Consider the following 13,443-nt stretch of genomic DNA (forward strand, 5'->3'; position numbering starts at 1 on the left):
CATTTTAATTGAATTTTTATATGAATCATAATATACCATTCTCATTCTTAGATCTTGCGATTATAGGTGAGGATAAAACAACGACTGAAACTTTACAGAATGTTTTAAAAGTAGCACAACATATTGAAAAAGTTGGCTTTAATAGACTATGGTTGGCAGAACATCATAATATGCCACATATAGCTTCTTCCGCCACATCTGTTTTGATTGGATATTTGGCAGGAGGGACATCTACATTGAGAATAGGTTCAGGAGGGGTGATGTTACCAAACCATCCATCTTTAGTTATTGCTGAACAGTTTGGAACCTTGGAGGCGTTATATCCAGGTAGAATAGATCTTGGATTAGGTAGGGCACCAGGTACCGATCAGGCTACAGCCCTTGCTTTGAGACGTAATGACGTACATGCAGCTAATTTTTTCCCACAACAGATAGAGGAGCTAAAGCGTTTTTTTAAAGTAAATGAAGGAGCTAAGGTAAGAGCATTTCCTGGAGAAGGATGTGATATACCGATGTGGATACTAGGATCTAGTACAGATAGTGCATATTTAGCAGCTGAGTTAGGTTTGCCGTATGCATTTGCAAGTCATTTTGCTCCAGATCATTTATTACAAGCAGCTAATATTTATAGAAAGAATTTTGTACCATCTGCACAATTAGATAAACCCTATTTTATGCCTTGTGTGAATGTAATAGTTGCAGATACGAATGAAAAGGCTGAACAACTAGCTACATCATTTTATAAAATGTTTTTAGGAATTATTAGAAATGATAGAAAACCTCTTCAGAGACCTTGTGAATCTATGGAGGGCAATTGGACAGACTATGAAGAGTTCATTGTAAAGCAAAAAACATTCTTCTCTTTTATAGGAGACAAAGAAAAAGTAAAAAGTGGTTTAACAGATTTCTTTAATACGATTGAGGTTGACGAGATTATGATCACTACTCCAATCTATGGAGTAGAAGAACGTTTAAGAAGTGTTGAATTGTTTTCAGAGATTATGAAAAACAAATAAAAGTTTTGTTCCTTTACAATCCTATAATATTTAAAATAACAGAATAACGATGATAAGAAGTATTGTCATAATGATGAGTTTATTTACTTTCTTTTTGATTTCTTGTAGTGAGTCTACAGTGCCTAAAGAAGTAAATATTGGTGATTTGGGGACGATAGAGGTTCCTAGTGAACTCTCTCTTGCCAAAAACCTGAATAAAGATGCCATCTTTCAAATGGAAAATAAAAAGGATGATTTCTATGTAGTGATAGTGGAAGATAATAAGGTAGAGTTTAAGGAGATTGTTGAAGAGGTTTATGGCAATCCAGTTCCTAACTTTAAAGTATATGCTGAATTAGCAAATTCTTCTATCGCTTCTAGTTTGAATTTAAAACAAGATACAGAACTAGAACAGACTAGTGTGAATGGACTACCTGCTTATTTGACTAGTTATGATGGAGATTTAGATGGGACTCTCGTTCATTATAAACTAGCTTGTATAGAAGGAAAAGATAGATACTATCAAATAGTGAGCTGGACTACTATGGTTAAAAAGAAGAAATATGAGAGCGTGATGACTTCAATGCTTGAATCCTTTAAAGAAAAGAAATAATTATAGAGTAAAGCTCTTGTCAGTAGGTAAGAGCTTTTTTCATTAAAGAATGTATTACCCGCAGCCCTAGATCATATAGTCTAGGGCTTTTTTGTTACTATATTTTAAGCCCCCTCTTCAAGAGTGCGACAAGACCTCTTCAATATTGCTTCAAGAAAGAGGTGCTCAGGTAGAGTAATTTTGGAGAAATGTTGAAGCGGTGTTGAAGAAGTAGGCATAAAGGCTTGCTATTACTGGGATACAGAAGTGTTTTGGCTTTAGAAAGATAATACTGGTAATTTACTTTACTTTTTGATAGACAATTGTTTACGATGATAATTACTCAATGTGAGAATAAAAAAAGTACATCTGTTTTTCTTCGAAACAAGATAATAGCCATATAATAAGGGACTTTTCTTCAAAACACACACACCTATATAAGTAGATCAACTACAAAAAAGTAGATAAAACACCTCTATATAGGATAAAGTAACATCTATAAATAGATAGAAAGGGTATAAGAAGGTATATTCTCAATTATTACATATATATAATAGAGTACAATATTAAGTACTGCTCTTTACGTATATATAGTATAGAGACGCCATAACGTTATAACCTTTAAAAAAAGACAAAAAAACTTTCTCTCGTAAAAGGTGATATAATAGAGAGTTATGAAATAGTTTTCAAAAACCTTTAAAAAAAGGCAAAGATAAGTTTGGAAGTAAGGGAAAAGATACTACTTTTGCATCCGCATTAGAGAAGTGATAACGACTCTAGAGGCAGACGATCATAAACAAAAAGTGAAGCAAGAGCGACTAGAAAATAAGCTTTAAAAAATTTACAAAAATAAATTTGCATAAGTGAAAAATAAGGTAGTATCTTTGCAGTCCGCTTCAGTAAAAACGGGAGTTGAGCGAAAAAATAAAGAAAAATATTTTCTTAAAAAGTTTTGCTAATTCAAAATAAGTTTTTACTTTTGCACTCGCTTTGAAAAACAAGTGAGACTTAGAAATAAGAAGACACGTTCATAAACATATTGGATTGACAGCATACAAATAAGAGAGTAAGGCAAATCGCAAAGATTTGGAATTATACTTTTTTAATTTACGAAATTAAAAATATACGATGAAGAGTTTGATCCTGGCTCAGGATGAACGCTAGCGGCAGGCCTAACACATGCAAGTCGAGGGGTAGAAAGAGCTTGCTTTTTTGAGACCGGCGCACGGGTGAGTAACGCGTATGCAACCTACCTTATACAGGGGAATAGCCCGAAGAAATTCGGATTAATGCTCCATGGTTTATCGATATGGCATCGTATTGATAATAAAGATTTATCGGTATAAGATGGGCATGCGTATCATTAGCTAGTTGGTGTGGTAACGGCATACCAAGGCAACGATGATTAGGGGTCCTGAGAGGGAGATCCCCCACACTGGTACTGAGACACGGACCAGACTCCTACGGGAGGCAGCAGTGAGGAATATTGGTCAATGGAGGCAACTCTGAACCAGCCATGCCGCGTGCAGGATGACGGTCCTATGGATTGTAAACTGCTTTTGTACAGGAAGAAACCTCCCTACGAGTAGGGACTTGACGGTACTGTAAGAATAAGGATCGGCTAACTCCGTGCCAGCAGCCGCGGTAATACGGAGGATCCGAGCGTTATCCGGAATTATTGGGTTTAAAGGGTTCGTAGGCGGCTTTGTAAGTCAGTGGTGAAATTTCCTAGCTTAACTAGGACACTGCCATTGATACTGCAGAGCTTGAATAGTATGGAAGTAACTAGAATATGTAGTGTAGCGGTGAAATGCTTAGATATTACATGGAATACCAATTGCGAAGGCAGGTTACTACGTATTTATTGACGCTGATGAACGAAAGCGTGGGGAGCGAACAGGATTAGATACCCTGGTAGTCCACGCCGTAAACGATGGATACTAGCTGTTCGGTTTTCGGACTGAGTGGCTAAGCGAAAGTGATAAGTATCCCACCTGGGGAGTACGTTCGCAAGAATGAAACTCAAAGGAATTGACGGGGGCCCGCACAAGCGGTGGAGCATGTGGTTTAATTCGATGATACGCGAGGAACCTTACCAGGGCTTAAATGTAGATTGACAGATTTGGAAACAGATTTTTCTTCGGACAATTTACAAGGTGCTGCATGGTTGTCGTCAGCTCGTGCCGTGAGGTGTCAGGTTAAGTCCTATAACGAGCGCAACCCCTATTGTTAGTTACCAGCGCGTTAAGGCGGGGACTCTAGCAAGACTGCCGGTGCAAACCGTGAGGAAGGTGGGGATGACGTCAAATCATCACGGCCCTTACGTCCTGGGCTACACACGTGCTACAATGGCAAGTACAGAAAGCAGCTACCTGGCAACAGGATGCGAATCTCCAAAGCTTGTCTCAGTTCGGATTGGAGTCTGCAACTCGACTCTATGAAGCTGGAATCGCTAGTAATCGGATATCAGCCATGATCCGGTGAATACGTTCCCGGGCCTTGTACACACCGCCCGTCAAGCCATGGAAGCTGGGGGTACCTGAAGTCGGTGACCGCAAGGAGCTGCCTAGGGTAAAACTAGTAACTAGGGCTAAGTCGTAACAAGGTAGCCGTACCGGAAGGTGCGGCTGGAACACCTCCTTTCTAGAGAATAATTATAGAAGTATGATACTTTACTCTCGCTGTTAATACCAAAAAAAAAGAATAAAAGAATTAAGTAATACAGAGTCTCGTAGCTCAGCTGGTTAGAGTACTACACTGATAATGTAGGGGTCGGCAGTTCGAGTCTGCCCGGGACTACTAATTTACTAATTTGAAGGAAATACTAGAGGTTAAACTAACCGCCCAAAAGTTACTGTTAACTGTAAGCTGTTAACCAAACACTAGATACGGGGGATTAGCTCAGCTGGCTAGAGCGCCTGCCTTGCACGCAGGAGGTCATCGGTTCGACTCCGATATTCTCCACTACGGCATAATATCAAAGCTGGTTTAATTATCAGTGGCGATTCGCCACAAGTTCATTGACATATTGATAAAACTTAACTAACAAAACAGTTAGAAAGAATAAAAAAGATATAGAAATATATAGAAAGTACGATTCGAAAGAATTGTAAGCACATAAGCAAAATAAGGGCGTATGGGGAATGCCTAGGCTCTCAGAGGCGAAGAAGGACGTGATAAGCTGCGAAAAGCTACGGGGATTGGCACACACGAATTGATCCGTAGATATCCGAATGGGGCAACCCAGTATGTTGAAGACATACTATCCAATATGGAGGCGAACCCGCTGAACTGAAACATCTAAGTAGGCGGAGGAGAAGAAAACAAAAGTGATTCCGTAAGTAGTGGCGAGCGAACGCGGAATAGCCCAAACCAAAGTTGTTACGGCAATTTTGGGGTTGTAGGACCACGACATTTCTTGCGGATTTAATAAGAATTACCTGGAAAGGTAAACCGAAGAGGGTGATAGTCCCGTATTGGTAAGAGAAGATAAGAATAGTGGTATCCTGAGTAGGTCGGGGCACGTGAAACCTTGATTGAAACTGGCGGGACCATCCGCTAAGGCTAAATACTCCTGAGAGACCGATAGTGAACCAGTACCGTGAGGGAAAGGTGAAAAGAACCGTGAATAACGGAGTGAAATAGATCCTGAAACCATACGCCTACAAGCGGTCGGAGCTTCTACGTGAAGTGACGGCGTGCCTTTTGCATAATGAGCCTACGAGTTACCGTTGCTGGCAAGGATAAGTGATTAAGTCATGGATCCGTAGCGAAAGCGAGTCTTAATAGGGCGCTTAAGTCAGTAGTGGTAGACGCGAAACCGTGTGATCTACCCATGGGCAGGTTGAAGTTTAGGTAACACTAAATGGAGGACCGAACCGTTTAACGCTGAAAAGTTTTCGGATGACCTGTGGGTAGGGGTGAAAGGCCAATCAAACTCGGAAATAGCTCGTACTCCCCGAAATGCATTTAGGTGCAGCGATGATCGATAGTTACTTAGAGGTAGAGCTACTGATTGGATGCGGGGGCTTCACCGCCTACCAATTCCTGACAAACTCCGAATGCTAAGTAATGATAATCATCAGTGAGGGCATGGGTGCTAAGGTCCATGTCCGAGAGGGAAAGAACCCAGACCATCAGCTAAGGTCCCCAAATGTATGCTAAGTTGAAAAAACGCGGTTTGATTGCCCAGACAGCTAGGATGTTGGCTTGGAAGCAGCCATTCATTTAAAGAGTGCGTAACAGCTCACTAGTCGAGCGATCGAGCATGGATAATAATCGGGCATAAGTATACTACCGAAGCTATGGATTTGCGCATTTAGTTGCGTGAGTGGTAGGGGAGCATTCTAACGGCGCAGAAGGTGATTTGTGAGAATTGCTGGAGCTTTTAGAAAAGAAAATGTAGGCATAAGTAACGATAAGGGGTGCGAGAAACACCCCCGCCGTAAGACTAAGGTTTCCTCAGCTATGCTAATCAGCTGAGGGTTAGTCGGGACCTAAGGCACACCCGAAGGGGGACGTCGATGGCCAACGGGTTAATATTCCCGTACTACTGATAATTGTGATGGAGTGACACAGTGATGAAAGCACCGCGAACTGACGGAATAGTTCGTTGAAGCACGTACCTATAGGTTTGATAGTAAAATGCGTCAGACTTGGAGAAATGCGATAGTACTTTGAGTCTTCGGACAACGAGATAGTGTGCCTAAGGGCTGTCAAGAAAAGCTTCTAAACTTAGATTATTAGTACCCGTACCGTAAACCGACACAGGTAGTCGAGGAGAGTATCCTAAGGCGCTCGAGAGATTCATGGCTAAGGAACTAGGCAAAATAGACCTGTAACTTCGGGAGAAAGGTCGCCAGCGCAAGCTGGCCGCAGTGAAAAGGTCCAGGCGACTGTTTATCAAAAACACAGGGCTCTGCAAAATCGTAAGATGACGTATAGGGCCTGACACCTGCCCGGTGCTGGAAGGTTAAGAGGAGATGTTATCTTCGGAGAAGCATTGAATTGAAGCCCCAGTAAACGGCGGCCGTAACTATAACGGTCCTAAGGTAGCGAAATTCCTTGTCGGGTAAGTTCCGACCTGCACGAATGGTGTAACGATCTGGACACTGTCTCAGCCATGAGCTCGGTGAAATTGTAGTATCGGTGAAGATGCCGATTACCCGCAGTGGGACGAAAAGACCCTGTGCACCTTTACTATAGCTTAGTATTGTTCTTGGATAAGTGATGTGTAGGATAGGTGGGAGACTGTGAAATGGCGTCGCTAGGCGTTGTGGAGTCATTGTTGAAATACCACCCTTTGCTTATTTGAGATCTAACTCCCTTATTGGGGAGGACATTGCTTGGTGGGTAGTTTGACTGGGGTGGTCGCCTCCAAAAGAGTAACGGAGGCTTCTAAAGGTTCCCTCAGCACGCTTGGTAACCGTGCGTAGAGTGCAATGGTATAAGGGAGCTTGACTGAAAGACTAACAAGTCGAACAGGTACGAAAGTAGAGCATAGTGATCCGGTGGTTCCGCATGGAAGGGCCATCGCTCAAAGGATAAAAGGTACGCCGGGGATAACAGGCTGATCTCCCCCAAGAGCTCATATCGACGGGGGGGTTTGGCACCTCGATGTCGGCTCGTCACATCCTGGGGCTGGAGAAGGTCCCAAGGGTTGGGCTGTTCGCCCATTAAAGTGGCACGCGAGCTGGGTTCAGAACGTCGTGAGACAGTTCGGTCTCTATCTACTGTGGGCGTTAGAAATTTGAGTGGATCTGATTCTAGTACGAGAGGACCGAATTGGACCAACCTCTAGTGCATCTGTTGTCTCGCCAGGGGCATCGCAGAGTAGCTACGTTGGGAAGGGATAAGCGCTGAAAGCATATAAGTGCGAAACCCACCACAAGATGAGATTTCTTTAAAGGGTCGTTGGAGATTACAACGTTGATAGGCTATAGATGTAAAGACAGTAATGTCAAAGTCGAGTAGTACTAATAACCCGTAAGCTTATGTGAATCTCCCCTTGTTAATACAAGGGGAGGGCAACTTTCTAAGGTATAGTTAAGTTTAAAATATCAATATAGTTAAAAATATTAGTTACGCTAATTGTGTAACAACCGATTTAAGGTGGTTATTGCAGCGGGGCTCACCTCTTCCCATTTCGAACAGAGAAGTTAAGCCCGCTAGCGCAGATGGTACTGCTAACTAGTGGGAGAGTATGTCGCCGCCTTTCTTTATAGAATCCCCAATCTCGTATGAGGTTGGGGATTTTTTTGTTTGTATATTATTCCTTTTAAAAGAACTTATAAAAAAGTAATCTTTTTTTGTAACGTTTCATTCTATTTTATACTTACTATGTATATTATAACCCTATAAATACTACATAATTATGAAGCGTGTATTTTCTTTTATTTTATTATTTGTTTTAGTTAGTTTTCAGTGTATTGCTCAAGATATTAATATATCAGAGAAAAGCTTATTATGGGAAGTTTCTGGAAAGGGCTTGAACAAGCCTTCTTATGTTTTAGGTACATTTCACATTTTGTGTAAGGATGAATTAATTATTAGTGACAAAGTTCAAAAAGCTTTAGATAGCGCAGAGCAATTAGCTTTAGAGGTTAACTTTAGTGATCCTGTTGAATTGGCATATATGCAAAAAATGTTTGTTTCAGAGCAATCTTTATCTTCTCAATTGTCCCAGGAAGAGTTAGCTGAGTTTGGGGCTATTCTGAAGGAAGAATATAATTTAGAACTAGAGCAAGTAAATAACTTTTCAACTATAGCTTTGGTTGGATTAATGATGTCTAAGTTAGTGTCATGTGAAGTTAAAGGATATGATTTAGAACTTTTTGAAAAAGCATTGCAAGCTAATAAATCAATAATTGGTTTAGAACATTTCATTGATCAACAGAAAGTGATGGAAAGTATGTATTCCCCTAAAGAATTGGTTAATCAATTTAAAGAAGTTAATGCTTATAAGAAGAATTATAACGAGATGAAGCAATCTTTCTTAGATGAGGATATTGAAGCATTGTATGAGTTTGGAACAGACCCTAAGTTTGTACCAACTAAGTTTAAGAAAGACTTATTAGATAATAGAAATATTAAATGGGTAGCTAAGATGCCAGAAATAATGAAAGAGAAGTCAACAGTATTTGCTGTAGGAAGCGCACATCTTGGTGGAGAGTATGGAGTTCTGAAGTTATTAGAAAAAGAAGGATATCAAGTAAAAGCTGTTTATAATTAGTTAAGGTGAGCAAGATTTTAGAACGAACCTTTCTAGATCAAATTGAAAAGCATAAAGGTATTTTATATAAAGTATCTAAGATGTATATGGATAACCAAGAGGATCAAAACGATTTGTATCAAGAAATTGTTTTACAATTGTGGAAGTCTTATACTCGTTTTCAAGGGCAGAGTCAATTCTCTACTTGGATGTATAGAGTGGCTTTAAATACAGCTATTACTTATTTTAAGAAAGCTAAGCAAGTAGTTGGACGAAATGAAGCTTTTGATGAGAAAATGAAAAGTATGCAATCAAGTGAAGTTGATATGGATATAGAAAGCCAAGTACACTATTTGTATAAGGCTATCTATTTATTAAATGACGTAGAGAAGGCACTCGTATTTTTGTATTTAGAAGGATTCTCTCATCAAGATATAGGAAGAAATCTTGGTATTTCTGAAGGAAATGCTAGGGTAAAACTCAATAGAACAAAAAGTAAATTACAAGAAATTATTAAAGATCAAGGCTATGAATTTAGATGATTTAAAGAAGTCATGGCAGGAACAGGAACTGCCTAATGATATAGTAGCGTCTGAGAAGCTTAATGAAAAAGTAGGTTGTTTACCATTAGACAAGATAAGAGGGAATGTCAAAAAAGAGATTTGGATACAGGTTTTGAGTATTGTTTTTATAGCTTTTACTCCTCGTTTGTTACGTATAGATGATACTAGAATAGGAGGTTTTTATCTATTCTATGGAATATTTGTACTTATTACAGGATATTATATTTTGAAGATGTATCGCTTTTATAAAACATCTGCTTCTTTGGAATTAAACAGTAGAGACAGTTTATATGATAGCTATTACAATGTTAAGTTGTATATTCAAATGTATGAGAACTTTTGTTATTCTCTTATTCCTTTTGGTATTCTATTGCTTTTAGCTGTATCTCCTTCATCTCAATTAGATCTTATTTTGGGAGGTGATTTACATGCTTTAAAGTATTTAGGAATAGTGTCTATTATTATGGTTGTTCTAATTTATTTTATTGCCAAGTATTGGATTAAAAAACTATATGGACAATACCTGAAACAGATAGAAGATACCTTAAATCAGTTTAAGGAACAAGAATAAAAAAATCCCGATTACTATCGGGATTTTTGTTTGTATTAAGCTATATAAACTTCATCTTTTGAATTCTAACAGCATTAAGGATTGCTAGTAAGGCAACTCCTACATCTGCGAATACAGCTTCCCACATCGTAGCTACTCCACCTGCACCTAGTATAAGTACTATGACTTTAACCACTAAGGCTAGTGTAATATTCTGAATGACTATTTTACGTGTTTCTTTACCTATATGCATTGCAGTAGCAATCTTAGAAGGTTGATCAGTCTGTATCACGACATCAGCTGTTTCTATAGCTGCATCACTTCCTAATCCTCCCATTGCAATACCTACATCACTTAGCGCAAGTACAGGTGCATCATTTATTCCATCTCCTACGAATGCGATAGACATATTAGGATGTTCTTTTTTAAGCTTTTCTACTTGCTCTACCTTACCTTCAGGTAGCAAACCTCCTAATGCTAGATCTATATTGGTTTCTTTGGCTACTTTTTGAGTGATAGTATTTTTATCACCGCTTAGCATTACAGTTTTCTTCACTCCAAGAGATTTCATCAGCTTGATTGCATCCTTAGAGTCAACTTTAATCTGATCAGCAATTGTTATATATCCACTGTATTCTTTATTTATAGCAACGATAACGATACTTTCTACTATATCGTCTATCTCCGTTGGGTAATTAATGTTATAGTGCTTTAAAAGAGCTGTATTACCAACTAGTACTTCTTTGCCATCTACTTTACCCATTAATCCTTTTCCAGATATCTCATGTACCTCTTCTGCAGTTTTGGAAGTAGGATAAGCTTCTACAATTGCCTTCGCAATAGGGTGTGTAGATTGTTTTTCAATAGCAGACACAATACTTACAAATTCAGTTTGTTCAACAGTAGTTTCTACTTTTTGAACTTTGAATACTCCTTCTGTTAGTGTCCCTGTTTTATCCATTACTACGATGTCTAATTTAGCCATTAGTTCTAAGTAATTTGATCCTTTAAACAAGATACCGTTTCTAGAAGCAGCCCCTATTCCTCCAAAGTATCCTAATGGAACGGAGATTACTAAAGCACAAGGACAAGAAATTACTAAGAATACTAGTGCACGCTCTAACCATGTTTTAAACTCATATCCTTCTCCTAATACAAAATAAGGGATAATCGTCAAAGCTACAGCTAGAAAGAATACGATAGGAGTATATACTTTAGCAAATTTTCTAATATAAAGTTCTGTTGTAGCCTTTCGAGCACTTGCTTCCTGTACCATTTGAAGGATTTTAGCAAGAGAACTATCTTGATATAACTTTGTTGTTTTAACCTCGATTACATTCTGTAAGTTAATCATCCCAGTAAGAACAGTTTCTCCTTTCTCGTAAGTACTTGGCTTACTTTCACCTGTTAAGGCAGAAGTATTAAAGCTACCTTTGTCCGTTAATAGCTCTCCATCTAATGGAATCTTTTCACCTACTTTTACTTGGATAATCTCTCCGATACTTACTTGTTCTGGATTGACAACAGTGTATTCATTGTTTCTAAATACTGTTGCTTCATTAGGGCGTATGTCTAGTAGAGCCTTGATATTACCTTTAGCTTTATTTACAGCGCTCTCTTGGAATATTTCACCGATGGTATAGAATATCATTACAGCTACTCCTTCAGGGTATTCACCTATAAAGAAAGCACCTAGCGTAGCTACTCCCATTAATGAGAACTCATTAAAGAAATCTCCTTTGCCTCCTAACTTCACAGCTTCTTTTAGAACAGGGAATGCTACTGGTAGATAAGCGACGATATACCAAGATAACCTCAGTGTATTATTGTTGATAAACCAATCTGCTTTTATAATATTAGCAAGAAAGACTCCTATAAAAAACATAACTAAACTGAAGCCAACAAAGAGCTTCGTGTTTTCTCCTCCGTGGCTGTGGTCATGATCATGGTCGTGTCCATGATTATGATCACTATGGTTATGCGAGTGATTATGATTTGAATGTTCTTGACACATAATTTGATGATTTTTTGTTTTTGTTTAAAGCAAATGTACCACCTTATAATCATTATAAATAATGTCAAGCCATGTTTGCAATGCTGTTGCATTGCTTACTTATCTACGTAATTCTTTTTAAATAAGTACATTAAAGGGAAGCTACGACAGCACATCCACACTCCGAAAGCAATCCACACACTGTATAATTTGAAATCTAAATAATCAAACAGTAATAGAGTAGGGATGAACCCACAGAAGGTAGCAAACAGTAAATTATTGCGAAGTACTTTAGCATCTCCCATTCCCTTAAAGATTCCATCAAAGATATAAGCAAGAGAGTTGATAGGTTGCATAAAGAGAACTAACCAAAACACGCTTATAAATACCTTGATAACTTCAGGATCTTGATTGAAGAGTAAGCCGATTTGTCTATAAAAAATCGCACAGATAGCGATTAAGATCAGTGAAATAATAATAGCGTATTTACTGATACTCTTAGAGAGTGACCACATCGTCTGGTAGTTTTTTTCACCTGCTAGCCTTCCTGACATTGCATTACCAGCACTTGCATAGCCATCTATAAAGAAAGAGAAGAATAACCAGATATTCATCAGTATACTTTGTGCTGCGATGTAACTCTTGCCATAACCTGTGGCATAAGCATTAGCTAAATATATAGCTACATTAAGTGTTGCTGTACGAATAATAAAGTTAAAGCTCATAATGATTAATGGCTTTAGTGAAGGGTTAATCGTTCTTCTTACTTTTAGGTTAAAAGGAGTATGCTTAAAGAAGTAATAGAATGCCATAAGTAACATAATCGTCTGTGCAATCACACTAGCATAAGCTGCCCCTTTGATATGCATAGCGGGCAATATCCCCTCTATACCAAAGACAAAGTAGTACGTTAATACCACATTGATAATAGCTCCAGTTAAGCTACATTTCATTGCCCACATTGTATTCTGTAATCCCCTAAAAACCCCATATAGAGCGAAGGTAATTAGAGTAAGCGGAAATCCCCAAGCACGTATTAAGTAATATTCTTTAGCATAGGTTAGTAATAAGCCTTCTGCATTATAAGCGATAAAGATTTCGTGTACGAAGAAAGTAGTGAATATGAATAGCAGTACACTGAGGCAAAAGTTAAACAGTATAGCCTGTGGTACTAGGGTCTTTACAGCGAATATTCTATTGGCTCCTAGATGTTGAGATACGGTAGCAGATATAGAAGTTTTAGTTTGTGCTACGATCCATATTATCGCAGAAAGAAAAGATCCTACTAAGCCTACAGCACCTAATGCCTCTACACTATTTTCCTTTACATTACCGATGATGGCGATGTCAGTTAGAGAAATTAAGGACTCTGATACCCCTGCAAAAATAGCGGGTATAGCTAGTTTGTTAATTTCTTTAAAACTGATTGTAGTTTGCATATCTTATTGTTTTCAATAAAGTTGCAAAGGTCGGTTAAATAATAGACAATAAAAAACCAGCCTCCTATGCAGTACATAGAAGGCTGGTAAAAAAAAATGTC

General features: G+C 38.6%; 7 protein-coding genes, 2 tRNA genes and 3 rRNA genes. 10 read left to right on the plus strand and 2 right to left on the minus strand.

From position 1 onward, the window contains the following. The first annotated feature begins 20 nt into the window (after positions 1–20). From MYRA21_RS09450 to MYRA21_RS09495, 10 genes are all read left to right on the plus strand, one after another. On the plus strand, positions 21–1,016 hold the full coding sequence (locus MYRA21_RS09450) for an LLM class flavin-dependent oxidoreductase (RefSeq protein ID WP_039328906.1): 996 nt from the start codon (positions 21–23) through the stop codon (positions 1,014–1,016). 49 nt (positions 1,017–1,065) lie between these two features. Beyond that, positions 1,066–1,608, plus strand: a complete 543-nt coding sequence (locus MYRA21_RS09455) for a hypothetical protein (protein ID WP_039328908.1) — start codon at positions 1,066–1,068, stop codon at positions 1,606–1,608. Between the two features lie 1,104 nt (positions 1,609–2,712). Continuing rightward, a 16S ribosomal RNA gene (locus MYRA21_RS09460) occupies positions 2,713–4,230 on the plus strand. 82 nt (positions 4,231–4,312) lie between these two features. Beyond that, a tRNA-Ile gene (locus MYRA21_RS09465) sits at positions 4,313–4,386 on the plus strand. A gap of 91 nt (positions 4,387–4,477) precedes the next feature. Continuing rightward, positions 4,478–4,551: transfer RNA gene (locus MYRA21_RS09470), tRNA-Ala, on the plus strand. A 151-nt stretch (positions 4,552–4,702) separates the two neighbouring features. Beyond that, positions 4,703–7,586, plus strand: a 23S ribosomal RNA gene (locus tag MYRA21_RS09475). A 108-nt stretch (positions 7,587–7,694) separates the two neighbouring features. Next, a 5S ribosomal RNA gene (gene rrf / locus MYRA21_RS09480) occupies positions 7,695–7,804 on the plus strand. Together the 16S, 23S and 5S rRNA genes with 2 tRNA genes alongside form the textbook arrangement of a ribosomal RNA operon. Before the next feature lie 156 nt (positions 7,805–7,960). Continuing rightward, positions 7,961–8,818: a TraB/GumN family protein gene (locus MYRA21_RS09485; RefSeq protein ID WP_006260597.1), complete on the plus strand. Its 858-nt coding sequence runs from the start codon at positions 7,961–7,963 to the stop codon at positions 8,816–8,818. An 80-nt stretch (positions 8,819–8,898) separates the two neighbouring features. Next, positions 8,899–9,339, plus strand: coding sequence for an RNA polymerase sigma factor (locus tag MYRA21_RS09490; RefSeq protein WP_006257170.1), 441 nt, complete (start codon positions 8,899–8,901; stop codon positions 9,337–9,339). Then, on the plus strand, positions 9,326–9,931 hold the full coding sequence (locus MYRA21_RS09495) for a hypothetical protein (RefSeq protein WP_006257169.1): 606 nt from the start codon (positions 9,326–9,328) through the stop codon (positions 9,929–9,931). Before MYRA21_RS09490 ends, MYRA21_RS09495 begins: the two co-directional genes overlap by 14 nt. Before the next feature lie 40 nt (positions 9,932–9,971). On the opposite strand, the gene MYRA21_RS09500 is transcribed toward MYRA21_RS09495, so the two are convergent. Together MYRA21_RS09500 and MYRA21_RS09505 are read right to left on the minus strand one after the other, a co-directional pair. Next, a complete protein-coding gene (locus tag MYRA21_RS09500) occupies positions 9,972–11,924 on the minus strand; it encodes a heavy metal translocating P-type ATPase (RefSeq protein WP_006260599.1) in 1,953 nt (650 codons plus the stop codon). A 95-nt stretch (positions 11,925–12,019) separates the two neighbouring features. Beyond that, positions 12,020–13,342: an MATE family efflux transporter gene (locus MYRA21_RS09505; protein WP_006257167.1), complete on the minus strand. Its 1,323-nt coding sequence runs from the start codon at positions 13,340–13,342 to the stop codon at positions 12,020–12,022. Positions 13,343–13,443: the final 101 nt, after the last annotated feature.

This window comes from Myroides sp. A21 (genome assembly GCF_000807225.1).
Classification (GTDB): domain Bacteria; phylum Bacteroidota; class Bacteroidia; order Flavobacteriales; family Flavobacteriaceae; genus Flavobacterium; species Flavobacterium odoratimimum.

Coding starts and splice junctions, on each gene's coding strand:
- MYRA21_RS09450 (WP_039328906.1), top strand. CDS start 21: ATGAATCATAATATACCATTCTCATTCTTAGATCTTGCGATTATAGGT.
- MYRA21_RS09455 (WP_039328908.1), top strand. CDS start 1,066: ATGATAAGAAGTATTGTCATAATGATGAGTTTATTTACTTTCTTTTTG.
- MYRA21_RS09485 (WP_006260597.1), top strand. CDS start 7,961: ATGAAGCGTGTATTTTCTTTTATTTTATTATTTGTTTTAGTTAGTTTT.
- MYRA21_RS09490 (WP_006257170.1), top strand. CDS start 8,899: ATGTATATGGATAACCAAGAGGATCAAAACGATTTGTATCAAGAAATT.
- MYRA21_RS09495 (WP_006257169.1), top strand. CDS start 9,326: ATGAATTTAGATGATTTAAAGAAGTCATGGCAGGAACAGGAACTGCCT.
- MYRA21_RS09500 (WP_006260599.1), bottom strand. CDS start 11,924: ATGTGTCAAGAACATTCAAATCATAATCACTCGCATAACCATAGTGAT.
- MYRA21_RS09505 (WP_006257167.1), bottom strand. CDS start 13,342: ATGCAAACTACAATCAGTTTTAAAGAAATTAACAAACTAGCTATACCC.